The organism is Pseudomonas mandelii, assembly GCF_900106065.1.
Taxonomy (GTDB): domain Bacteria; phylum Pseudomonadota; class Gammaproteobacteria; order Pseudomonadales; family Pseudomonadaceae; genus Aquipseudomonas; species Aquipseudomonas mandelii.
Window position 1 is genome coordinate 5,398,186 of sequence record NZ_LT629796.1, and the last position, 21,756, is coordinate 5,419,941.

Below are 21,756 nucleotides of genomic sequence, written 5' to 3' on the forward strand. Positions count from 1 at the left end.
GTTTTTTGGAATGCGTACCACTGTAGGAGCGAGGCTTGCCCGCGAAGGCCGAAGGCCTCGATTTTCAGCGTTTCACGGCAGTCGGCTTATTCTGCTCAGCCCGCTTGCTCAGCAAGTCAAACACCGCCGGATACGCCGGCCGTTCGACATACCGCCCGGCACCACGCTCAGCGCGCAGATCACCATCGGCCCACACCACTCGGCCCTGGCTCACGGTATGGCTCGGCACACCGCGCACGGTCTTGCCTTCGAAGATGTTGAAGTCGACCTGCTGGTGGTGAGTCTTCGCCGAAATGGTCCGCGTGCCCTCCGGATCCCACAGCACCAGGTCCGCATCAGCGCCCACGCGGATCGCACCTTTACGCGGGTAGAGGTTGAAGATCTTCGCGGTGTTGGTGGAGGTCAGCGCCACGAAGTGCTGCATCGACAAACGGCCGGTGTTGACCCCCTCATCCCAGAGCACAGCCATGCGGTCTTCGATACCGGCAGTGCCATTGGGGATTTTGCTGAAGTCATCTCGCCCGGCGGCTTTTTGTTCGGCACAGAAGCAGCAGTGGTCAGTGGCGGTGGTGTGCAGGTTGCCTGATTGCAAACCGTGCCAAAGCGCTTCCTGGTGGCCGCGAGGACGGAAGGGCGGGCTCATTACGTAACCGGCGGCGGTCTGCCAGTCCGGGTGTTGGTAGACGCTGTCGTCCAGCAGCAGATGCCCGGCCAACACTTCGCCGTAGACCTGCTGGCCCTTGCTGCGGGCGTAGGTGATTTCGTCCAGCGCTTCCTTGGTCGAGACATGCACCAGGTACAGCGGCGTGCCCAGGGTTTCAGCAATGCGGATTGCCCTGCTCGCGGCTTCGCCTTCCACTTGAGAAGGTCGCGACAATGGATGCGCTTCGGGACCGGTGATGCCCTGGGCCATCAACTTGCGTTGCAGGTGATAGACCAGCTCACCGTTTTCCGCATGCACGGTCGGAACCGCGCCTAACTCCAGGCAGCGCTCGAAACTCGCTACCAGGGTGTCGTCGGCGGCCATGATCGCGTTCTTGTACGCCATGAAATGCTTGAAGCTGTTGACCCCATGCTGGCTGACCAGCTCCGCCATTTCCTCGCGCACCTGTTCGCTCCACCAGGTAATGGCGACATGGAAACCGTAATCCGACGCCGACTTCTCGGCCCAGCCGCGCCACTGATGAAACGCCTCCATCAAGGATTGCTGTGGGTTGGGAATCACGAAGTCGATAATCGACGTGGTGCCACCGGCAAGGCCTGCCGCAGTGCCACTGAAAAAGTCTTCACTGGCCACGGTGCCCATGAAGGGCAGTTGCATGTGCGTGTGCGGGTCGATGCCGCCGGGCATCAGGTATTGGCCGCTGCCGTCGAGCACTTCGGCGCCGGCCGGAACATCAAGATTGTCGCCGATGGCTTTTATCACGCCGTCGGCGCAATAGACGTCGGCGCGATAACTTTCATCATGGGTAATAACGGTGGCGCCACGGATCAACAGAGACATTCCGAGTTCCTCGCAGGCAATGACCGACTTATGTCGGTTCTAAATGTTTTATATGAAGCCGGCGCAAACAGGTGTATTCCTGTCAGCGCTGTCAGGAATAGAAACTAGTCTGAGTTTATGGAATGAGCAAGAATATTTTTTATAAGCTTATATCTGTTTTAACATATTGATAAATAACGATTAAATTGTGAAATCACCAAAATGGTGTGGTCCTGAACCATTTTGACGCACTTGACAGGTTCTCAAAATGAACGAGATTTCTTATGTGAAATCAGCTGCTTGAGGATGGTCTATGGTTGATGCGCAACTTTGAAAAAAAGACCCATGCACCAGATTGAGCCCTGACGGTTCGGACAACTTGCCCGGCATTCGGCCTGAGTGAACAGGCAAGTAACCAAGGGACTATTTGGACGGTATATAAAAACTGATAAACATCAGTTGGTTGCGAAGTTTTTGTGGAACTGCCCGATGCGAAAACGGGGTGCCCGGCACGCTTATTGATGCCAACAGCCCCTGATGAGCAAAAAATAATTCAAAGAACAGTGGAGCGGCCATGCAACAGATCAGATCGCAAGTGACCGAGCGCGACGGCTTGTTTGAGCTCGAAGCCGGCAGCGACGTCCTCGACAGTCCCCGTTACAACCACGACATGGCACCGACCAAGGTGCGTGAACGAACCTGGAACAAATGGCACATTACCGCCCTGTGGGTTGGCATGGCGATTTGCGTGCCGACCTACACCCTCGGCGGCGTACTCACCGCTTATTTCGGTCTGAGCGTCGGCGAAGCACTGCTGGCGATTCTGTTCGCCAATATCATCGTATTGATCCCGCTGACCCTGAACGCCTTCCCCGGTACCAAGTACGGCATTCCGTTTCCGGTGCTGCTGCGTTCGTCCTTCGGCATCCTCGGCTCCAACGTTCCTTGCCTGATTCGGGCGCTGGTGGCGTGCGGCTGGTTCGGCATTCAGACAATGTTTGGCGGACTGGCCATTCACCTGTTTCTCGGCTCGGTGTTCGACGGCTGGAAAGCCCTGGGCGGCACCGGCGAGGTAATTGGCTTCATGGTGTTCTGGGCCTTGAACCTGTGGGTGGTGATTCGCGGTGCGGACTCGATCAAATGGCTGGAAACCCTTTCGGCGCCGCTGTTGGTGCTGGTGGGCGCAGGCCTGCTGGTGTGGGCCATGCCGAACGTGTCGATGACCGAGCTGATGGCGATCCCGCCCAAGCGCCCGGAAGGGGCCAGCGTGGTCAGTTACTTTGCCGCCGGGCTGACCGCGATGGTCGGGTTCTGGGCCACGTTGTCCCTGAACATTCCGGACTTCAGTCGTTATGCGAAAAGCCAGAAGGACCAGATCATCGGGCAAATCATCGGACTGCCCCTGACCATGTTCCTGTTCGCCTCGCTGGGCGTGGTAATGACGGCGGCCTCGGTCAAACTGGTGGGCGTCAGCGTCTCCGATCCGGTCACCCTGATCGGTCACATTCAGAGCCCGGTCTGGGTCGCGGTGGCCATGGCGCTGATCATCATTGCCACGTTGTCCACCAACACGGCGGCCAACATCGTGTCGCCGACCAACGATTTCCAGAACGTCGCGCCCAAGCTCATCAACCGCACGAAGGCGGTGATCCTCACTGGCCTGGTCGGCCTGGCGCTGATGGCCCATGAGCTGTTGAAGAAGCTTGGATTGATCGTTTCGGATCTGAGCCTGGAGACGGTTTACTCCAATTGGTTGCTGGGCTATTCGAGCCTGTTGGGGCCGATCGCCGGGATCATGGTGGTGGACTATTTCCTGATCAAGAAACAGCAACTGGACTTGGCCGGTCTGTATCGCGATGACGTGTACCCGGCGTGGAACTGGTTCGGGTTTATCGCGTTTGGCGTGCCGGTGGCGTTGACGCTGCTGTCCCTGGGCAGCGATGCGTTCAGCTGGTTTTACAGTTATGGCTGGTTTACCGGCTCGGCGCTGGGGGGGCTGATTTATTACGGGTTGTGCTCGATGCGGCCTAGCGCGTCAATCGCGAAATCTGCGGCGTGAGCACTGGCCTCTTCGTGGGCAAGCCTCGCTCCTACAGGTTCGCGTATTCCTTGCAGGAGCGAAGTTGCTCGCGAAGACGGCCTCAAAAACACCAAACAAATATTCATAAGAACTGCCTGAGGAGATCACCATGAACGCTGCTGTAGACGTTCTGCAGTCCACCCATCAGCACATCAACCGCGACCGCTTGTGGCAGTCGCTCATGGACCTGGCCAAACTCGGCGCCACGGTCAAGGGTGGCGTCTGTCGCCTCGCCCTGACCGACCTCGACCGTCAGGCCCGGGACATTTTCGTCAACTGGTGTGAAGACGCCGGATGCACCGTCAGCGTCGACGCCGTCGGCAACATCTTCGCCCGCCGCCCCGGCCGCAACCCGAACCTGCCCCCGGTGATGACCGGCAGCCACATCGACACCCAACCCACGGGCGGCAAGTTCGATGGCTGCTTCGGTGTGCTGGCCGGCGTCGAGGTGCTGCGCACCCTCAACGACCTCGGCGTGGAAACCGAAGCGCCGCTGGAAGTGGTGGTCTGGACCAACGAAGAAGGCTCGCGCTTCGCCCCGTGCATGATGGGCTCCGGCGTGTTCGCGGAAAAATTCACCCTAGAAGAAACCCTGGCCAAGGTCGATGCCGATGGCGTCACCGTCGGCGAAGCGTTGAATGCCATTGGTTACGCCGGCCCACGCACGGTCAGCGGCCATGCCGTCGGTGCCTATTTCGAGGCGCACATCGAGCAAGGCCCGATCCTCGAAGACGAACACAAAACCATCGGCATCGTCATGGGCGCCCTCGGCCAGAAATGGTTCGACCTGAAACTGCGCGGCGTCGAAGCCCACGCCGGCCCGACGCCGATGCACTTGCGCAAGGACGCCCTGGTCGGCGCTGCCGTGATTGTCGGCGCAGTGAATCGCGCCGCTCTCGGCCATCAACCTCATGCCTGCGGCACCGTCGGATGCCTGCAAGCCTATCCCGGCTCACGCAATGTCATCCCCGGCGAAGTGCGCATGACCCTGGATTTCCGTCATCTGGAACCGGCGCGCCTGGACTCGATGATCGCCGAAGTCCGTGAAGTCATCGAAACCACCTGCGAGGAGCACGGCCTGACCTTCGAACTGACACCCACCGCCGACTTCCCGCCGCTCTACTTCGACAAGGGTTGCGTCGAAGCGGTACGCGGGGCTGCGCAAGGTCTGGGGCTGTCGCACATGGACATCGTCAGCGGAGCAGGGCACGACGCGATCTTCCTCGCTGAACTCGGCCCGGCCGGGATGATCTTCGTGCCGTGCGAAGGCGGCATCAGCCACAACGAAATCGAAAATGCCGCGCCGGATGATCTGGCGGCAGGGTGTGCGGTGTTGTTGCGGGCGATGCTGGCCGCGTCGGCGGCGATTGCCAGCGGCCAACTGGCGGCCTGAAGCGCGAACATGATCGTAGACTTTGGCTGCGCCTGCGCCTGCGCCGCTGGAGCCTACGATCTACAGTGATTCGGTTACACGCCTGCCCGGATACGAGAAACCCCGGGTAGATCGGATCTACCCGGGGTTTCCTGTTTCAAACGGCCCAAAGCCGTTAATCAATAGCGCTGATACTTCGAACCAAACTCAGGGCGGTTTTCCGCGACGTAGAGTTTGCTGGCCTGACTGTCTTTGTGATCAACGCCGACAGTGTTCACGTTCAATGTTGCCGGTTGGCTGACTTTGGCTGCCGCAACGACTTGCGAGGTGGCATGTGGGGCGGCGATGGCGGATGTTGCGCCAAGAACCGACAGGGCGAAACCAAGACCAATGATGCTTTTCATGATGTTGCTCCAGTAGAGTGGGGAGAAGATGTGGCCACTGTAGTGCTGGAGCGTCGCGATGAGAAAACACCCTTGCGCATAGTTGATATCGAGCGCGTTGATCCACTGTCAGCGGGGGGGGGGGGCTGGGCCAACGCTGCCTGAGTCGTTCGAGACGTCCGTCGCGTCTCATTTCATCCAGCGCCTGTTGCCAGCGCGCCACCACCACGCCGCCCGGGGCCGGCTCGCTTCTACATTTGATCTCTGGCGGTTTGCAGAGTTTGATCAGTAACGCTGATATTTGGAACCGAACTCAGGGCGATTCTCCGCGACGACAACACCCCCTTGTACGGCATTCTTCGGGTTGATCGACGTGACACGTTCGCGCAGTTCTTGCAGGCGATCCGCGCCACCTTCAGCCACACGCTCACGAAGCTCTTGCAGGCGATCAGCACCGCCTTCGGCAACGCGGTTCTCGATCAGGCGATCGGAACCACCTTCAGCAACACGGTTGTTTTGCAGGTTTTCAGAGCCATATTCAGCGACGCGATTCTGTTGCAACCGGTCCGAGCCACCTTCCACCAACAGTTGCTGGATCTGGCTGTGGGACGCAGCGCTGACGGTATTGGCCGACGCCAGGTTCGACAGGCCGAGGCCACCAACCAATGCCAGACCGAGTACCAGGGACGAGACTTTCGAGAAGTTGAACATGGGTGATTCTCCGTGCGCTTGAATGTGTGTGGGTCGGTAGCTGCTGCTATCCGGTGAACACAGTTAAACGCCCGGGTGTATCGGTGATGTGTGCTTGAACGCGCTGAAATCGGCTTATACGTATCCGTTCGGGGTTCTTATACAGACGGATACAAAACCCTTGCCCCAAGCTGCTACAAGGGTTGTGCCGCGAGGGTGAGCTCAGCGCACAGGCCGCCGCCTTCGCATGGCGTTGAACGCCTTGGCGGCATGGGCGACTTCGGTCGGGCCTTTTTCGTCCAGATGCACCGCGTGGGTGTTCGGACCAAGGGTGTCCACTGCCTGGGCGAGGCGGGTAAGGGGCGGATGGCGACCCTGACCGCCAGCCAGGTGCAGATCAATAAAAGGGTCAGTTGCACCAGCAGCACCATCGGCAGCCACGAGGGCAACGGCATCACCGATGGCCGGACGTCGATGGTCAGCGGGCTGCCGTCGGCGAGTTTCAGGTGTGCCTGGAAGTGCTGTTGCGCACCTTGGATGCGAGTAAACGCCAAGGCATATTGCGCACCGACAGCGTCCGTGGCCAATGCAGGTAGCGTTTCATGATTCGGCGCCGAGCAATTCCACGGGATAGGAGAACACGTAGCCTTCGCTGCGCACGGTTTTGATGTAGGTCGACTCCCGGGAGTCATCCATCAGCCGTTGGCGCAGACGGCTCACCAGCAAGTCGATGGAGCGGTCGAACAGGTCGGCGTCGCGGCCCTGGGTGAGGTTGAGCAACTGGTCGCGACTGAGCACGCGCTGCGGGTGATCGAGGAATACCCGGAGCAAGCGGTACTCGGCGCCACTGAGTGCAACCATCGTGTCGTCTTCGTCCAGCAAGTGGCGGGCGGTGGTGTCCAGGCGCCAACGGCCGAAGCCCAGCAACCGGCCGCTTTCGGTGATGAGCAGGTTGGGCGGCAGCATCCGGGTGCGGCGCAGTACGGCGTTGATCCGCGCCAGCAGTTCGCGGGCGGAGAACGGTTTGGTCAGGTAATCGTCCGCGCCCATTTCCAGGCCGAGGATGCGGTCGGTTTCGTCGTTGCGGGCGGTGAGCATCAGGATCGGCGTGGCCTTGTGTTTGCCTGAGCGCAGTTCGCGGCAAAGGAGCAGGCCGTCATCGCCGGGCATCATGATGTCGAGCACGATCAGGTCCACGGTGTTGGTTTCAAGAAAGCTGCGCATCTGCCGGCCATCGGCAACCACGGTGGTGCGCAGGCCGTTCTTTTTCAGGTAATTACCGACCAGTTCACGGATCTCGCGATCGTCATCGACGATCAGGATGTGGTTCACGTGTTCCATTGCTCAAACCTCTTGTTATTCGCACGTCGCGCATTCTAGGGAGCCACGCCGCACCTGCCTGCCGGCCTTTGTATCTCACTGTATCTGGAGATGACTTTGATACAGGGGCATACAAGTCGGCTTTTTTTCAGGGGCGGGTGTATCGAACTGTATTGGTTGCCCTGTGTGACACCTTACGCCTTAGTAGTCCCGGTTTTACGACACATGGAAGATACCTCCGGCCGTTTAAATGGGGATATCAAGACGGTGATTTCCACTGTAGAAGACGGCGGAGCAAATTGCGGGATTGTGAATGCGCGGGTGACGTATCTGGATTCGAGCGGTACGCAGAAGGTATTGGATTACAGCAAGTTTGCGGCGTGTGGCAATCAGGGCGGCTGATCTCGGCGGCCTTCGGGCCGACCAGATTCCCCGGATTTGCCCGTTCAACCTGTAGGAGCGAGCCTGCTCGCGATAGCGGTCGTACAGGCAACAGCACAGTTGGATGTACCGGCCTCATCGCGAGCAACCTCGCTCTCACAAGGCCGACTCGCGATGTTACAGCTCACATAAGCTTTGTTATGCAACCACCTGATAGCACGGAACATAAGCCGCGCCACCCGGCAGTTTCATCCGGTGCTGCGCAACGAAGGCCTTGAGCAATTGATCAAGCGGATGCATGACCGCCGCATCGCCACGGATCTGGTAAGGGCCGTGTTCTTCGATCAGGCGGATGCCCTTGTCCTTGACGTTGCCGGCGACGATGCCGGAGAACGCGCGGCGCAGGTTTGCCGCCAGTTCGTGGGGTGGCAGGTCGCGGCTGAGTTTGAGGTTGGCCATGTTTTCGTGGGTCGGGTCGAACGGGCGCTGGAAGCCTTCGTCGATTTTCAGCAGCCAGTTGAAATGGAACGCGTCATTGCGCTCGCGGCGGAACTGTTTGACCGCTTTGAGGCCTTGGGTCATCTGGCGCGCGACTTCGGCCGGGTCGTCGATGATGATTTCGTAGTGTTGTTTCGCGGCGTCACCCAGCGTTGCGCCGACAAACGCGTCGAGTTGCTCCAGATACGGCGCCGCATGTTTCGGCCCGGTGAGCACCACGGGGAAGGGCAGGCCTGCGTTGTCCGGGTGCATGAGGATGCCGAGCAGGTACAGGAACTCTTCGGCTGTGCCGGCGCCGCCCGGGAAAATGATGATGCCATGGCCCACGCGCACGAAGGCTTCCAGGCGTTTCTCGATGTCCGGCAGGATCACCAGTTCGTTGACGATCGGGTTCGGCGCTTCGGCGGCGATGATGCCGGGCTCGGTCAAACCGAGGTAGCGGCCACCGTGGATGCGTTGCTTGGCGTGGGCAATGGTCGCGCCTTTCATCGGGCCTTTCATCACGCCGGGGCCGCAACCGGTGCAGATGTCGAGGCTGCGCAGGCCCAGTTCATGGCCGACTTTCTTGGTGTATTTGTATTCTTCGGTGTTGATCGAGTGGCCACCCCAGCACACCACGATCTTCGGCTCGACACCGGGGCGCAGGGTGCGGGCGTTGCGCAGCAGGTGGAAGACGTAGTCGCTGATGCCCTGGGAGGTGCTCAGGTCGATGCGCTGGGCGTCGAGCTCGTTTTCGGTGTAGACGATGTCACGCAGGGCGCTGAACAGCATTTCCCGGGTGCTGGCGATCATTTCGCCGTCGACGAAGGCGTCAGCGGGGGCATTCAGCAGTTCCAGGCGGACGCCGCGGTCCTGCTGGTGGATGCGGATTTCGAAATCTTTGTAGGCTTCAAGGATGGTCTTGGCGTTATCAACATGGGCGCCGGTATTGAGGATGGCCAGGGCGCACTGGCGGAATAAGGTGTAGGTGCTGCCGGATCCGGCTTCGCTCAGTTGCTGTACTTCACGTTGAGAAAGGGTTTCCAGGCTGCCTTTAGGGCTGACGGAGGCGTTGATTACTTGTCGTTGGGTCATTCAATGATCCTTAAAACGATGCCGTTCAAACAGGCAAATGGCATCCGAATAGTGTGTATCCAAGAAAGAAGATGGCACGAACTGCGCTGTATCGCCATGTTCCCCGTTTGACGATGAAAAGATGAAGAGGCGCCCAGCATAGCTAAATCCTGCACAGGGGCGATAATGCCCCGCAGTCTTTTCGCTCACCGAGCCTTTTACCATTGATGCAAGGAACCCCGTCACGATGTTCGAAATCCAGCCGATGAACGCCGAACTCTTTCGAAAGCAGACGCGGCGCAGCACGGTCATTATTGCGCTGATATTTCTAGCGCTGGCGATGGTGCTGTCCACTGCGGCGGTGGCGTTGTTTGGCGAGCCGGGGGGCGACAATCTGCGATTTAACGTCGGCGGCGTGTTTGTCGCGGTGCTGCTGATGGTGGCGCTGATGCGCGGCATGTTCTGGTCTCAGGCCTGGATGGCGCCGGCGGTGTACGGCTGGCAGCTCAAGCGCAGCCTGATGAGCATCACCAATGTGATGCATCAGGTGACAGCGGCGGTGGAGACGGGTGATCCAACGGCCATGAAACTGCTGCGTTTCTACCATCTGGGCTTGAGCCAGATGCACGAACTGGACGGCAACTCCAGCGACCATGGGCAATTGAGCCGGGAAGTGGAGCAACACAAGGCGCGGATGGAAGCGCTGGGCCTCGACACCGAACAGACACAACTGAACCCGGCCTGGCTTGAAGCAGTGAAGCAGACACCGAAGTAAATCCCGTGGGGTCGCATCCTCACCCCACACAAACCCGTCACAACGCGAGCAAATCGCCTATCTTGTTTCTGGTGGGGTATAGCGGTCCGAGTGTCAGGCACGACTGGATGGCGCTAAAAGGGCGAACGGGAAAAGTCGCCATGTCATAACGAGTCAGGGAGCGTCATGGGACATCCGTCCATCAACGACCGAATTGAACACAGCCGGCCCGTCGCGCCTTGGGGGGCCGAGCAAATCGAGTCCCAGCGCAGGGTCCGCTACGCGGTTGTCCTGCTCGTGGCGGTGTGCCTGTCCTTGACGGCCATTGTGATCTGGGAAGCCTGGAACTCGCGCCAGTACCATTTGCATGACAAAGAAGTGGCAATGTCCAACCTTGCCCAGACCCTGACGTCGCAAGCGCAGTCGTCAATCAAACAGGCCGATACGCTGCTGTTTGCCTTGGTGGACCGCGTCGAAAACGAGGGCGTGGCCTCAGCGCAGCTGCCCAGATTCAGACGGTTGCTCGCCGCCCAACGCAGTGAGCTGACCCAGCTCCATGGTTTGTTCGTATTTGACGAAAAAGGGGGGTGGATCGCCAATTCCAACGGTGCGGATATACCCGGTGCGAACAATTCCGACCGTGAATACTTCATCTACCATCGTGAACATACTGACCGGGGACCTCATATCGGACCGTCGATCAAGAGTCGATCGACCCGCGAATGGATCATGACCGTGTCACGCAGGATCAATCATCCAGATGGCAGTTTCGCCGGTGTGGCGCTGGCAACGATCTACCTCGACCATTTTCTCGCGCTGTACGACAGCATCGACATGGGCCAAAACGGCGTGATCAACCTGATCGCCGACGATGGCAGCATCGTCGTTCGCCGGCCATTCAACGAAGCCGACGTCGGCACCAGCGTCGCCAAGGGGCCGCTGTTCATGCAGCTGTTGCCCAAGGGCAATTCCGGCACGGCCACCGTCAAGTCATATGTTGATGGTGTGGAGCGAGTGGTGGGGTTTCGGCGGGTTGATGGTTATCCGCTGATCGTCTTTGCCGGCCTGGACAAGCGAGACGTCCTGGCCGGCTGGCGCGAGGAGTCCATCCTCAGCGCTGGCATCGTGCTGTTGCTTTTGGTGTTTCTGGGAGGGCTCGGCTATCGCCTCATTCGCTTCATGAAGCAGCAGAATCATTTTCAGAGCGTGCTGCTTGATGCCCGGGAAAAGCTCATCGAGGTCAACCGCAGCCTTGAACTGCTGGCGCTCGAAGACGCACTCACCGGGCTCTCCAACCGGCGTCAGTTCGATCTGTTCATCCTCGCGGAAATGGGCCGGGCCCGGCGCACGGTGACCCACCTCGCCATGCTGATGATCGATGTCGATCACTTCAAGAGCTTCAATGATCGTTATGGGCACGTGGCGGGTGATGACTGTCTGCGCAAAATCAGCGCGATTATCAAGGACAACATCAAACGCCCCGGCGATCTGGCCGCCCGCTATGGCGGCGAGGAGTTCACGGTGGTGCTGCCCGGCACCGACTATGTGGGGGCGTTTCTGGTCGCCGAAAAAATTCGTCGCGGGGTGCAGCAGGCCGGCATCGTACACAGCGAATGCCCTGAGGGTATGGTGACGGTCAGCGTGGGGGTTTGCGCCTACAACCCGGCCTCGCAGGATCAGCCCGACGACCTGGTCACCGCTGCGGACAAAGCGTTGTACGTGGCCAAGGCCAGTGGGCGGAACATGAGCGTCATCGCCAACTGACTTGAAACGAAGCGGTCACTGCCCTGGACCGCAGGACACGGTAGAAGGCGCTTTGCCCAGGTCCGCGACAGGCTGCCGGTTTCGCGGATGGCTTGAAGCAACGTCAGGTCTTCAATCGACAGCATTTTCGATTCTCGGCGGGTATTTCAGGCTGCCCGGCGTAACTTCCACAACCTGATCAGCCGAAGATAGACCATGACGTTGATCACCAGCACCACGCTGCCCAGCGCCAGTTGAATCGCCGGTGTCAGCCCTGCGGGGTAAATGACCGGCCACACGTAGTGTTCGATGAAGCCACCGCCGTAACCGGTTTGCCCAGCGGCCTGGCGCATGACGTTTTCCCATTGAGTCAGGGGACACATCAGGTGGAAGACTTCCACACTCACGCCCCACACAGCAGCGGGCAGGTGCCACCAGATCAGCGGTCGCCATTTGAGCACCAGCAGCCCGCCGAACAGCACGAACAGAATGAACAGCAAATGAAACAGCACCAGCCCATCGGCGGCGATCCGGTAAAGCATGTCGACTCCCTGACGCGTTAGGCGAATGGCTCCATGGTACTCGGGTTCTGTTCCTTGCTGCTGCCCAGAGCTATTCGGCAAGTGCTGCCCGCAAGTGCGCAAGATTGTTCAAGCCATCGAACGCAACTGCTGGCACAGTCTGGCGTCTTCCCCTGGTTGTAGAGCTTTATGTCGAACTCACTCATGCCGCGCAGTGCCTTTCTTCGCGGCGCTGTAGCGATCATGCCGTTGTCCCTGGCGACCGCGCCCTGGGGTCTGCTGGCCGGGTCCATGGCCATCGAGGCCAATCTCACGCCGCTGCAAGGTCAAGGGTTGTCGAGCATCGTGTTTGCCGGTGCCGCGCAATTGGTCGCCATCGGCATGCTCAAGGGCGGTGCCGGGATCTTTTCGATTTTGCTGACCACGCTGTTACTGACCTCCCAGCATTTGCTGTACGGAATGAGTATGCGTTCGGTGATTTCACCGCTGCCGGGTCGCTGGCGCGTGGGGCTGGGGTTTTTGCTCACTGACGAGCTGTTCGCACTGACCAGCCAGCATGACAAACAGCAGTTCAATCGCTGGTACGCCCTGGGCGTTGGCCTGACGTTTTACATCGCCTGGAACCTGTTCACGCTGGCCGGCATCGTCCTCGGCAGCAGCATTCCCGGCCTCGAACACCTGGGGCTGGACTTCTCCATCGCTGCGACCTTCATTGCCCTGATCACCCCGGTGGTACGCAACGTTCCGACGGTGGTCTGCGTCGCGGTTTCGCTGTTTTGTTCCGTGTTGTTCAGCTACTGGCAATGGGGCTCGGCGCTGGTGCTGTCGGGGTTGGCGGGCATGACTGCAGGCTTCATCTGCAACAAATTCCATGGGGGGCGCACATGATGGTCTGGGCTGTAATTATCGGGATGGGCGTGCTCGTCTTCCTGAACCGCTACGTATTCCTCGAACCACGACTGCCGCTGCGCTTGAGCAGTAATGCCCGGCAGTTCCTCGGTTTTGCCGTGCCGGGGATGTTGACCGCGATCTGCGGACCGATTGTGTTCATGCCGGACAAACAGCTGAATCTGCAGTGGGACAACCCGTACCTGATCAGTTCGCTGGTGGCAGTGGGATTGGTGCTGTACACCCGCAATACCTTGCTCAGCATGCTTTTGAGCATGGGGTTTTTCTTTTTGCTGCGCTGGTGGCTTTGAGTCGCGCTTCGGAAACTGTTCTACGCTTAAAGGGAATTCCTTCAGGAAGCGAGGCGCGTATGGCCAATGAACCAAAACGTCCTGATCTGGATGAAGATGAGGATGAACCGACTCAAGAAGAGCTTGAGCGACAGAGGCGTTCGACACCGGACTGGAAGCACCCCGACGATGGTAAAGAACTGTCAGATCGTGACCAAGAGCGTCCGCTGAAGCCCTGACGGGTCCGCATCCCCCACCGCTGATCTTCAGTCAAGCAAGCGCCCTCGCCACAAAAGCAGGTGTGTCTGAAGTACTTTGCTTGATTGAACAGTCATTCGCGATCAAGCGGGGCGGGTAAGGCCGTCAGATCGCCTCATTCCAACGTATCTGCGTGATACCCAGTTGTTGAGCGCTCAAACGCGCCGTTTCGGGGGAGGCGTGGGCGGCGATCTTTCCGTCGGATTGCGGAAAGGCATGCGCCGAGGCTGAACGAATCGCGTCAACATCGGAGAACTGTTCAGCCAGTTTGAAAAAGTGCTGACGAACGCCATCGAGCAAATAATGCACGGCATAGGGAACGAGTTCGCTCATGTATTCCTCCTTAAATTCGCCAGGGCTTTGATTCAGGCATCGAACGGGCAATTCGCAAAGTCTGGGGTGCAATCCTTGTGCGGATAAGAGCTGAAAAAAAGAGGCCTCGATGGGCCTCTTCTTCAGAGTGCAACAATGTTCGGTTCGTTCAGTCTTGTGCTGAACTCAGCAGCGCCTCACTTCAAATATCGTCCAGTGACGGAAAATCCGGGTGGGAGGCCCGGTAGCCCAACGTCTTGTCGATCCAGGCATTCAATTCGTTGACCATGACTGGCGGCTTGCCGGAGTAGGCTGCGAGGGTTGAGCGCAGGATGTCGTTGATATTGGGGATGGAACGCAGGTTTCGGGTCTTTATGTATTGCCCGATAAAGCAGTCAAGTTGATAGCGTTCTGTCAGCGACAGGTACACGCACTCCAGACCGCCGACTTGATTAATGACAAGATCTTCGCGCAACTTAGTTCTCTGCAGGCTCGTTGGATTTAGGGATTTCCTTGTTTATTGACTCTTTGGTCAATTAGGTACTGCCAGGGGAAATGCGGCGCGCATGCTATCTGTAGCACTACTAAATGTATGTACAGCAATTCATTTGTCAGACAAGCGGTTAATGCATCGTTTTGCCGCATTCCTTTTAGTGTTTCTTGGATGAAACAGTCTGTGTAACGTTTATGCCGTTCGGCTATTTAGAAACCGGAAATGGATCCAATTCAAGTCAGCTTATCAATCAACATTGCACTCTGGTTCCTGACATTTCCCACTGCCTTATCGACCCTGTACCACTCGAACACTTCACTGACTTCACCTTGCATGAGCACCATCTGCTCGGCACGCTCTTTGGGCGTAGCCGGGTCCAGCCATTCATGTGCCAGTTGCACAGACAATACAACTGGCCGTCGGTCATGAATGTCGAGCATGCCGCCAGCGCTGTCCGCCGTGATGATGACGAAACCGTCGTCGCCGCGCGGCTCGCTGCCACCGTGAGGGAACTGGCCGATCGCCGCGCAGTAGATCGGCGCCCGATCCCGTCGACGAATCAGCCACGGCTGCCGCGTCGTGTCGCCGGCATCCACCCATTCGAACCAGTTGTCGATCGGCACAATCGCACGGTGCGGCCAGATCGCCCGGAAGAACGGGCCATGAGCGACTTTCTCGACCCGGGCATTGATTGGCGCCGCCCGGTCCTTCGCCCAGTGCGGCCGCCATCCCCAGCGCACCGAATCGGCGTGCAACCCTTCAGGCTCAAGGTGTAGGAGGGCGAGTTGAGTGGTGGGCGCAGCGTTGTAGCGGGCCAGCGGTTCATTACCGACATGGTTGATCAGCGCGTCGGGAATGCTCAGCACCGCGACAAAGTCGTGAATGCCACGGTACTGCGAGAGTCGTCCGCACATCGGTTAATCCTCAGGCTTGAGCTTTTAGTGTAGGAGCACGGGTACCGTCCTTCGCGAGGATGCTGTGGTTGAACGGCCAATTCCTGACGAATGTAGCTCTGGCGATGGTTCCAGCAGTCGTTGGCGCGGTAAGCCACGAGGGTGAGCGCTGGAACCAAACACTGTGTACCCTGATCCAACCTCGGCCTGCAGCGACCTGCGGGCTGACAAGGGATCAATGGGCGAAGGGTTTTTGCCGTTTTAACGTGATGACCATTACGGTCTGGCCCAAGGCAAACCATGAAACAGTTGTTCAAGGCTCTCACTACGCTAGCCATCGCTGTCGGGCTCGCTGGCTGCATCGCTTCACCGATCGAGCTGACCCCGCAGACCGAACAGCGTCTGCGCGCGCAGCCACCGATCCGCTTTGTGCTGACCTTCGACGACGGTCCCAGCGCGTCAAGTTTCTGGAACCCGAGCATGACGGTGCTCGACAGCCTCGCGCAGAACCCGGTGCAACCGGGGATCAAAGCGGTGTTCTTCGTGCAGACCGGCGCGCCACGGGCCGGCGACAGCGACATCGGACGCGGGGTCATGCACCGGGAGCAGGCTGAAGGGCATGTGCTGGGTTTCCACACGGCGACCCACTCGCACACCAATCACCGCTCGCTGAGCCCGCAAGAGCTGGAGCAATCATTGAGCAAGGGCAGTGCCGACATTGCCGCAATCACCGGCGCACCGCCCACCCTGGTGCGTCCGCCGTTCTGGAGCTATGACAAACGCGTGTTCGCCGCCTATCAGCGACATGGCCTGCACCTGCTGCTGACCGACCTGAGCGCCAACGACGGCAAGATCTGGGGCTTCAACGCCAGCCCGCGGCGACGGGCCAACATGTTGCGGCAACTGTCCGAAGTGCGTGAACGCATTGCACTGGGCGAATTGCCGACGGTGGACGGTGTGATTCCGGTGGTGGTGACCTTCCACGACCTTAATCGCTACACCGCCCGGCATGCCCGCGAATACCTGCAAATCCTCCTCGACAGCGCCCGTGCCACGGGGGTGACGGTGGCGCAGAAGCCGTTTTACGACGACAGGGCGGCGCTGCAACGGGCGGCTTTGGCGCGCACCGTCAGAAGCGGTTCAGAGGCAGTGAAGTTGCCGGGGATCTGGAATTGGTTGTGGGACGGGGATTCTCATTAGAACTTCAGCAAAATGAGAAACAGCTAACACTTAATGTGAGGCCGGCGGGCGCAGACGGGCGAAAATGGATCTATCCTCAGCGGGTCGAATCCGATGAGCCGCCAAGGAGGCGTCAGTCATGGTTTCTATTTCAGTCCTTTGCATCATTGTAGAGTCCGGTTTTAAGCCGCTCTCCTGCGAGTGCACAGTGAATCCCAATGGATTGTTGCGGATCAAAGTGTACGACCGGGCCACCGGGCGCATCGATTTGCTGATTCCCTGTGTAACGCCCGCCAGGCTGACCACCGTTCGCGCGATCTCCGACCTTATTGGCGAATTACGCACCGAACTGCGTGCCGGGCGCCGGGCCTTCGCCGGTTAGCGGGGCAGCAGTTCATCAATTATCTTCAAGCAATGGTTCAACCCCGGCGTCACATCGCCCACGCGCCGACTGAGAATGATCGGTGACGTCGCGTTGTCTTCCAGCAACGGGGTGAAACCAATGTCGTCGCGGTGCAGCAACTGCACCGACGCGGGCACCAGTGTGACCCCGATACCGGCCCCTACCAGACCGATTGCTGTTTGCAGTTCGTTGGTCCATTGCGCCACGTAGATGCTCACGCCGTAGGATTCGAACAGCGCAATAACGTGGTCGGCGTAGCTGGGGCGTGGATTGCCGGGGTACAGCACAAAAGGCTCTTTCGCCAGTTGGCGCAGACTGATCGGCCCGGCCAGCAGTGGGTGGCCGGCGGGCAGGGCGGCGACCAGCCGGTCTTCGGTCAATACCGTCTGGATGATCGCCGGGTCGTCGATGCGGATCCGCCCGAAACCGATGTCTATGCGCCCGGCCTTGAGCGCCTGCACCTGTTGCAGCGTGGTCATTTCCGAAAGCCCGAGCTCAAGCTCCAGAGGCTCGCCACTGCGCAAGCGACGAATCAGTTCCGGCAGCACGCCATACAGCGTCGATGGCGCAAAACCGATGCCCAGCCAGGTCTTTTCCCCCAGGCCGATGCGCTTGGTGTTGTCGCAGACCTTGGCCAGCTGTTCGAGCAAGGCGGTGGAGTGTTCATGGAAGAAGCGCCCGGCGTCGGTCAGCTTCAGCGGACGGCCACGCTCGAGCAATAACACCCCGAGTTCATCTTCCAGTTGCTGGATCTGTCGGCTCAACGGGGGCTGGGCAATGTGCAGCAGTTCGGCGGCGCGGGTGAAATTGAGGGTTTGAGCCAACACCTGAAAATACCGCAGGTGACGCAATTCCATGGTGCCTCCAGGCATTGAGCGGCTGAATACCTTTAAGGTATCGATCCAGACCAATTCTATATTGGCCGTCGGCAAAAAGCCGCATGAGAATCCATTTCAGAACTTAAAGAACCTGACGGGTATCGACATGCGTGCAACTGCCATTGAATCGATCGAGACGATCATCGTCGATCTGCCGACCATTCGCCCGCACAAACTGGCCATGCACACCATGCAGAACCAGACTCTGGTGATCATCCGCGTGCGCTGCGCCGATGGCATCGAAGGCATTGGTGAGTCCACCACCATTGGTGGCCTGGCCTATGGCAATGAAAGCCCGGACAGCATCAAGACCAATATCGACAAACACTTCGCGCCACTGCTGATCGGTGAGAACAGCGGCAACATCAATGCGGCGATGTTGCGCCTGGAGCGCAGCATTCGAGGTAACACGTTTGCCAAATCAGGTATCGAAAGCGCCTTGCTCGACGCCCAGGGCAAACGCCTTGGCCTGCCGGTCAGTGAGTTGCTGGGCGGTCGCGTTCGTGATGCGCTGCCGGTGGCCTGGACCCTGGCCAGCGGCGACACCGACAAGGACATCGCCGAAGCGGAAAAAATGCTCGACCTGCGGCGCCACCGGATCTTCAAACTGAAAATCGGTGCCGGAGAAGTCAATCGTGACCTGGCCCACGTTATTGCCATCAAGAAAGCCCTGGGCGATCGCGCCAGCGTGCGGGTCGATGTCAATCAGGCCTGGGACGAGGCGGTCGCACTGCGCGCCTGCCGGATACTGGGCAGCAACGGCATCGACTTGATCGAACAGCCGATCTCACGCACCAACCGCGCGGGCATGGTGCGCCTGAACGCCATGAGCCCGGCGCCGATCATGGCCGATGAATCGATCGAGTGCGTGGAAGACGCTTTCAATCTGGCACGCGAAGGGGCCGCTTCGGTGTTCGCCCTGAAAATCGCCAAGAACGGCGGGCCACGGGCCGTGCTGCGGACCGCCGCCATCGCCGAAGCCGCCGGTATCGGTCTGTACGGCGGCACTATGCTTGAAGGAGGGATCGGTACGCTAGCCTCGGCCCATGCCTTTATCACCCTGAATAAACTGGCCTGGGACACCGAGCTGTTCGGCCCGTTGCTGCTGACGGAAGACGTGCTCAGCGAGCCGCTGGTCTATCGCGATTTTGCGCTGCACGTGCCGCAAACACCGGGCCTTGGCCTGAGCCTGGATGAGGAACGCCTGGCGTTTTTCCGGCGCGACAAAACATCCACTTCCGTTCATCAAGCCTGAGGAGAGCATCATGCTATTTCACGTAAAAATGACCGTGAATCTGCCGGTCGACATCAACCCGGATCTCGCCACCCAGCTCAAGTCCGATGAAAAAGCCCTGGCCCAGCGCCTGCAAGAGCAAGGCAAATGGCGTCACCTGTGGCGCATCGCGGGGCACTATGCCAATTACAGCGTTTTCGACGTCGACAGCGTTCAGGAACTGCACGACCTGCTGATGCAATTGCCGCTGTTTCCGTACATGGCGATCGAGGTCGATGCGATGTGCCGGCATCCTTCTTCCATTCGCGAGGATGACCGCTGAACCCAGCCTGTTCAGTTCGCTACGCCCATAATTACAAGATGAGGAACCCCAAAAAATGAACGTCAAGATTTCCCACACTGCCAGTGCCCAGAAGTTTCTCGAAGACGCCAGCGGCTTGCTCAACGACGCTGGCGACCCGCGGGTCAAAGCCTTGGTTTACCGTATTTTGCGTGATTCGGTAAACATCATTGAAGACCTCGCCGTGAGCCCGGAAGAGTTCTGGAAAGCGGTCAATTACCTCAACGTGCTGGGCGCGCGCCAGGAGGCCGGTTTGCTGGTGGCCGGCCTCGGCCTGGAACACTACCTGGACTTGCTGATGGACGCCGAAGACGAGCAGGCGGGGAAGGCGGGCGGTACGCCGCGGACCATCGAAGGCCCGTTGTATGTGGCGGGCGCGCCGTTGTCCGAGGCTGAGGCACGACTGGACGATGGCGTTGATCCGGGCGTGGTTCTGTTCATGCAGGGCCAGGTACGCAACACCGCTGGCGAACCTTTGGCCGGCGCAGTGGTGGATGTCTGGCACGCCAACACGGGCGGCACGTATTCCTACTTCGATACCACGCAATCGGAATTCAACCTGCGCCGCCGTATCGTCACCGATGCCGAGGGCCGCTACCGTTTCCGCAGCATCGTGCCGTCGGGCTACGGTTGCCCGCCGGACGGTCCGACCCAGCAATTGCTCGATCAACTGGGCCGTCATGGCCAGCGTCCGGCGCACATTCACTTCTTTATCTCCGCGCCGGACCATCGTCACCTGACCACCCAGATCAACCTCGATGGCGATCAGTACCTGCATGACGATTTTGCCTACGCCACCCGCGACGAGCTGATCGCCCACATCACCTTCAGCGACGACCCGCAGCGCGCGGCGGCCCATGGTGTCAGCGGCCGGTTTGCCGAGATTGACTTCGATTTCACCTTGCAGACCTCCGCGCAACCTGACGAGCAGCAGCGCCACGAACGGGTTCGCGCGCTCGAGGATTGATTGCCTCGATCGTCGAATCTTTGTGGGAGCGAGTCTGCTTGCGAATGCGGGGTGTCCGTCAACGTTGATGTTGAGACTGATGGCCCTATCGCGAGCAGGCTCGCTCCCACATTGACCAAGTTACATCAGGGCGAACGCGGTCAACTGTGGGAGCGAGCCAGCTCGCGATAGGGCCAGAACCTTCCACAGGTCAGCCCACTGACACACCGCTGCAGATACGGCCTTAGAATGACCCGACGCAATCGATAACAACAACGAGAGTAACCCGATGATGCACGCGCAACTGTTGAGTCAGCGCAGCAGAGTATTCGACCACGCCGACCCTTACGCGGTGTCGGGTTACGTCAATCAGCATGTCGGCAATCATTGCATCCTCATGCCCAGGGCCGGCCGTCCTCTGGCCAGCCTCGATCATCGCAAATTCGCCAGCCTTGACCTGTGCCGCATCAGCTACGGCGCCAGCGTGCGGGTGACCTCGGGCGCGCTGGAAACGATCTATCACCTGCAAGTGCTACTGCGCGGCAACTGCCTGTGGCGCGGTTACGGTCAGGAGCATTACTTTGCGCCAGGTGAATTGCTGCTGATCAACCCCGACGACCCGGTGGACTTGACGTACTCCGACGATTGCGAAAAATTCATCCTCAAAGTACCTACCCGGCTGTTCGAGTCGGTGTGCGAGGAGCAGCGTTGGCGCTATCCGGGGCAGGGCGTGCGGTTTCTGGAGAATCGTTATCAGCTTGATGAGCTGGAAGGTTTTGTCGGCCTGCTGGCGATGATTTGCCAGGAAGCCGAGGCCACCCAGCAGATTCCCCGGGTTCAGGAACACTACGCGCAGATCATCGTCAGCAAGATGCTCAGCCTGATGAAAACCAACGTCATCCGCAGCAGCCTTGGCTCGCCGGCGACGACGTTCGAAGGGATTGCCGATTACATCGCGCGCAACCTCAAGCAGGACATCGACAGTGAAGAACTGGCGCGTCAGGCGCGGATGAGCTTGCGTTCGCTGTATGGTTTGTTCGAACGCAACGCAGGGACTTCGCCGCAAAACTACATCCGGCAGAAGAAACTCGAACGCATCAACCAGTGCCTGAGCGACCCGACCTGCAACGTGCGAAACGTCACGGAAGTGGCCATGGATTACGGCTTCCTGCACCTGGGGCGGTTCTCCGACAACTACCGCAAACAGTTCGGCGAGTTACCGTCCGACACCCTCAAGCGCCGGCACTGACCCCTGGCGACATGCAACTTGTGGCGAAGGAGCTTGCTCCCGCCGGGCTGCGAAACAACCCCAAAACCTGCGACCGCGATTATTCTGCAAAACCGGGGGTCACAGGTTTGCGACT

At 59.3% G+C, this 21,756-nt stretch carries 24 protein-coding genes and 1 pseudogene; 14 read left to right on the top strand and 11 right to left on the bottom strand.

What is annotated here, in order from left to right; translation table 11 throughout:
• Positions 1-64: 64 nt before the first annotated feature.
• The gene (gene hydA, locus BLU63_RS25140; protein WP_010455090.1) at positions 65-1,504 is read right to left on the bottom strand and encodes a dihydropyrimidinase; all 1,440 of its coding nucleotides are present in this window, start codon (positions 1,502-1,504) and stop codon (positions 65-67) included.
• A 553-nt stretch (positions 1,505-2,057) separates the two neighbouring features.
• Here hydA and BLU63_RS25145 point away from each other — a divergent pair.
• Both BLU63_RS25145 and BLU63_RS25150 read left to right on the top strand, forming a co-directional pair.
• Positions 2,058-3,542 carry an NCS1 family nucleobase:cation symporter-1 gene (locus BLU63_RS25145; protein ID WP_010455088.1) on the top strand — a complete coding sequence of 495 codons (1,485 nt, stop codon included), beginning with the start codon at positions 2,058-2,060 and terminating at the stop codon, positions 3,540-3,542.
• A 130-nt stretch (positions 3,543-3,672) separates the two neighbouring features.
• Positions 3,673-4,956, top strand: a complete 1,284-nt coding sequence (locus BLU63_RS25150; protein ID WP_083376525.1) for a Zn-dependent hydrolase — start codon at positions 3,673-3,675, stop codon at positions 4,954-4,956.
• Positions 4,957-5,114: 158 nt separating this feature from the next.
• Here BLU63_RS25150 and BLU63_RS25155 read toward each other — a convergent pair whose 3' ends face one another.
• The 4 genes and pseudogenes from BLU63_RS25155 to BLU63_RS25170 all read right to left on the bottom strand — a co-directional run bounded on the left by BLU63_RS25155 (position 5,115) and on the right by BLU63_RS25170 (position 7,349).
• Complete coding sequence (locus BLU63_RS25155) at positions 5,115-5,339, bottom strand: hypothetical protein (RefSeq protein ID WP_010455083.1); 225 nt, start codon at positions 5,337-5,339, stop codon at positions 5,115-5,117.
• A 264-nt stretch (positions 5,340-5,603) separates the two neighbouring features.
• Complete coding sequence (locus BLU63_RS25160) at positions 5,604-6,029, bottom strand: hypothetical protein (protein ID WP_083376526.1); 426 nt, start codon at positions 6,027-6,029, stop codon at positions 5,604-5,606.
• 216 nt (positions 6,030-6,245) lie between these two features.
• Positions 6,246-6,586 (bottom strand): annotated as a pseudogene (locus BLU63_RS32865) (HAMP domain-containing protein); the annotation flags it as partial.
• A 22-nt stretch (positions 6,587-6,608) separates the two neighbouring features.
• On the bottom strand, positions 6,609-7,349 hold the full coding sequence (locus BLU63_RS25170) for a response regulator (RefSeq protein ID WP_077749277.1): 741 nt from the start codon (positions 7,347-7,349) through the stop codon (positions 6,609-6,611).
• Positions 7,350-7,553: 204 nt separating this feature from the next.
• On the opposite strand from BLU63_RS25170, the gene BLU63_RS25175 reads away from it, so the two are divergent.
• A complete protein-coding gene (locus tag BLU63_RS25175; protein ID WP_083377299.1) occupies positions 7,554-7,730 on the top strand; it encodes a DUF2790 domain-containing protein in 177 nt (58 codons plus the stop codon).
• 177 nt (positions 7,731-7,907) lie between these two features.
• On the opposite strand, the gene ppnN is transcribed toward BLU63_RS25175, so the two are convergent.
• Positions 7,908-9,281, bottom strand: a complete 1,374-nt coding sequence (gene ppnN / locus BLU63_RS25180) for a nucleotide 5'-monophosphate nucleosidase PpnN (protein WP_010455076.1) — start codon at positions 9,279-9,281, stop codon at positions 7,908-7,910.
• Positions 9,282-9,507: 226 nt separating this feature from the next.
• Between ppnN and BLU63_RS25185 the strand changes: the two genes are divergently transcribed.
• Positions 9,508-10,035, top strand: a complete 528-nt coding sequence (locus BLU63_RS25185) for a DUF3087 domain-containing protein (protein WP_083376528.1) — start codon at positions 9,508-9,510, stop codon at positions 10,033-10,035.
• 165 nt (positions 10,036-10,200) lie between these two features.
• On the top strand, positions 10,201-11,778 hold the full coding sequence (locus BLU63_RS25190) for a sensor domain-containing diguanylate cyclase (protein WP_083376529.1): 1,578 nt from the start codon (positions 10,201-10,203) through the stop codon (positions 11,776-11,778).
• A gap of 146 nt (positions 11,779-11,924) precedes the next feature.
• Here BLU63_RS25190 and BLU63_RS25195 read toward each other — a convergent pair whose 3' ends face one another.
• Complete coding sequence (locus BLU63_RS25195) at positions 11,925-12,299, bottom strand: DUF2784 domain-containing protein (protein ID WP_010455070.1); 375 nt, start codon at positions 12,297-12,299, stop codon at positions 11,925-11,927.
• A 168-nt stretch (positions 12,300-12,467) separates the two neighbouring features.
• On the opposite strand from BLU63_RS25195, the gene BLU63_RS25200 reads away from it, so the two are divergent.
• Genes BLU63_RS25200 through BLU63_RS33100 form a run of 3 tightly spaced genes read left to right on the top strand, consistent with a single transcriptional unit; the run spans position 12,468 to position 13,695 of the window.
• Positions 12,468-13,166, top strand: coding sequence for an AzlC family ABC transporter permease (locus BLU63_RS25200; RefSeq protein ID WP_042932778.1), 699 nt, complete (start codon positions 12,468-12,470; stop codon positions 13,164-13,166).
• Complete coding sequence (locus tag BLU63_RS25205; RefSeq protein ID WP_010455066.1) at positions 13,166-13,477, top strand: AzlD domain-containing protein; 312 nt, start codon at positions 13,166-13,168, stop codon at positions 13,475-13,477. Before BLU63_RS25200 ends, BLU63_RS25205 begins: the two co-directional genes overlap by 1 nt.
• A 59-nt stretch (positions 13,478-13,536) precedes the next feature.
• The gene (locus BLU63_RS33100) at positions 13,537-13,695 is read left to right on the top strand and encodes a hypothetical protein (protein ID WP_167362281.1); all 159 of its coding nucleotides are present in this window, start codon (positions 13,537-13,539) and stop codon (positions 13,693-13,695) included.
• A 124-nt stretch (positions 13,696-13,819) separates the two neighbouring features.
• Here the strand turns inward: BLU63_RS33100 and BLU63_RS25210 are convergent, their stop codons facing one another.
• The 3 genes from BLU63_RS25210 to BLU63_RS25220 all read right to left on the bottom strand — a co-directional run bounded on the left by BLU63_RS25210 (position 13,820) and on the right by BLU63_RS25220 (position 15,433).
• A complete protein-coding gene (locus tag BLU63_RS25210; protein ID WP_077749272.1) occupies positions 13,820-14,047 on the bottom strand; it encodes a DUF6555 family protein in 228 nt (75 codons plus the stop codon).
• A 181-nt stretch (positions 14,048-14,228) separates the two neighbouring features.
• The gene (locus BLU63_RS25215; protein WP_077749271.1) at positions 14,229-14,501 is read right to left on the bottom strand and encodes a hypothetical protein; all 273 of its coding nucleotides are present in this window, start codon (positions 14,499-14,501) and stop codon (positions 14,229-14,231) included.
• A 251-nt stretch (positions 14,502-14,752) separates the two neighbouring features.
• A complete protein-coding gene (locus BLU63_RS25220; protein ID WP_083376530.1) occupies positions 14,753-15,433 on the bottom strand; it encodes an SOS response-associated peptidase in 681 nt (226 codons plus the stop codon).
• A gap of 279 nt (positions 15,434-15,712) precedes the next feature.
• Between BLU63_RS25220 and BLU63_RS25225 the strand changes: the two genes are divergently transcribed.
• Positions 15,713-16,612, top strand: coding sequence for a polysaccharide deacetylase family protein (locus BLU63_RS25225; protein ID WP_083376531.1), 900 nt, complete (start codon positions 15,713-15,715; stop codon positions 16,610-16,612).
• Positions 16,613-16,730: 118 nt separating this feature from the next.
• Positions 16,731-16,973 carry a DUF1652 domain-containing protein gene (locus BLU63_RS25230; protein ID WP_083376532.1) on the top strand — a complete coding sequence of 81 codons (243 nt, stop codon included), beginning with the start codon at positions 16,731-16,733 and terminating at the stop codon, positions 16,971-16,973.
• Here BLU63_RS25230 and BLU63_RS25235 read toward each other — a convergent pair.
• A complete protein-coding gene (locus tag BLU63_RS25235; RefSeq protein ID WP_083376533.1) occupies positions 16,970-17,851 on the bottom strand; it encodes a LysR family transcriptional regulator in 882 nt (293 codons plus the stop codon). The two genes, BLU63_RS25230 and BLU63_RS25235, sit on opposite strands and share 4 nt — an antisense overlap.
• Positions 17,852-17,978: 127 nt before the next feature.
• On the opposite strand from BLU63_RS25235, the gene BLU63_RS25240 reads away from it, so the two are divergent.
• The 4 genes from BLU63_RS25240 to BLU63_RS25255 all read left to right on the top strand — a co-directional run bounded on the left by BLU63_RS25240 (position 17,979) and on the right by BLU63_RS25255 (position 21,641).
• Entirely contained in the window at positions 17,979-19,127 is a 1,149-nt protein-coding gene (locus BLU63_RS25240; protein ID WP_162179690.1) for a muconate cycloisomerase family protein, read from the top strand.
• A gap of 10 nt (positions 19,128-19,137) precedes the next feature.
• Entirely contained in the window at positions 19,138-19,428 is a 291-nt protein-coding gene (gene catC, locus BLU63_RS25245; RefSeq protein ID WP_010455050.1) for a muconolactone Delta-isomerase, read from the top strand.
• A gap of 55 nt (positions 19,429-19,483) precedes the next feature.
• Entirely contained in the window at positions 19,484-20,413 is a 930-nt protein-coding gene (gene catA / locus BLU63_RS25250) for a catechol 1,2-dioxygenase (protein ID WP_083376534.1), read from the top strand.
• Positions 20,414-20,681: 268 nt separating this feature from the next.
• Complete coding sequence (locus tag BLU63_RS25255) at positions 20,682-21,641, top strand: AraC family transcriptional regulator (RefSeq protein ID WP_083376535.1); 960 nt, start codon at positions 20,682-20,684, stop codon at positions 21,639-21,641.
• Positions 21,642-21,756: the final 115 nt, after the last annotated feature.